Source organism: Bradyrhizobium sp. 179, from assembly GCF_023073535.1.
Lineage (GTDB): Bacteria > Pseudomonadota > Alphaproteobacteria > Rhizobiales > Xanthobacteraceae > Bradyrhizobium.
Map to the genome: position 1 here is coordinate 1 of NZ_JADPJR010000106.1, position 1,082 is coordinate 1,082.

Below are 1,082 nucleotides of genomic sequence, written 5' to 3' on the forward strand. Positions count from 1 at the left end.
ATGCAAAAGAACTGGGAAGCGACCGCGGCACGCGGCGGCATCCCGGCCGATGCGCCTGCCAAGCGCATGGCGCTGATCAACGGCAAGGTCGGGATCGAGAACGTCGGCGATGCCGACCTCGTCATCGAGGCCGTGTTCGAGACCATGGCGGTGAAGAAGGAGGTGTTCGGCAAGCTCGACCAGTTCGCCAAGCCCGGCGCGGTGCTCGCCTCCAACACCTCGTATCTCAACATCGACGAGATCGCGAAGTCGACCAAGCGTCCGCAGGACGTTCTCGGGATGCACTTCTTCTCGCCGGCCAACGTCATGAAGCTGTGCGAGATCGTGCGCGCCGAGAAGACCGCGCCCGATGCGCTGGTCACCGCTGTCAATATCGCACGCAAGATCGCAAAGGTGCCGGCCGTGGTCGGCGTGTGCGACGGCTTCGTCGGCAACCGCATGCTGGCGCAGCGCGGCAAGCAGGCCGAGAAGCTGCTGTTCGAAGGCGCTTTGCCGCAGCAGGTCGATGCCGTCGTGACCAAGTTCGGCATGCCGATGGGACCGTTCGCGATGGGCGATCTCGCCGGCCTCGACATCGGCTGGCGCTCGCGGAAAGATCGCGGCATCAAGTCGGAGATCGCGGATGCGCTCTGCGAAGCCGGCCGCTTCGGCCAGAAGACCGGCAAGGGCTACTACAAGTATGAAGGCGGCAGCCGCGCGCCGCTGCCCGATCCCGAGGTCGAGAAGCTGATCGACGAGACACTAGCCCGTCTCGGCCGCAAGAAGCGTGTCGTCAGCGACGAGGAGATCCTCGAGCGCATGATGTATCCGATGATCAACGAGGGCGCGAAGATCCTCGAAGAGGGCATTGCGGCACGCCCCTCCGACATCGACGTGGTCTGGCTCTACGGCTATGGCTGGCCGATCTACCGCGGCGGCCCGATGTTCTGGGCCGACAGCGTCGGCCTCAAGCACATCGCCGACCGCTTGTCGTTCTACGCCAAGGAGACCAACGACCCGAGCCTCGAGCCCGCGCCGCTCCTGAAGAAACTCGCGGATGAGGGCAAGACGTTCGCGTCGCTGGCGGCTGCGTCGAAAGCGGC

1 protein-coding gene is annotated in these 1,082 nt (G+C 65.1%); it reads left to right on the forward strand.

Annotated features, from left to right (window positions below):
• A partial coding sequence (locus tag IVB12_RS24640) for a 3-hydroxyacyl-CoA dehydrogenase (RefSeq protein ID WP_247302889.1) occupies positions 1-1,082 on the forward strand: 1,082 nt, incomplete at both ends.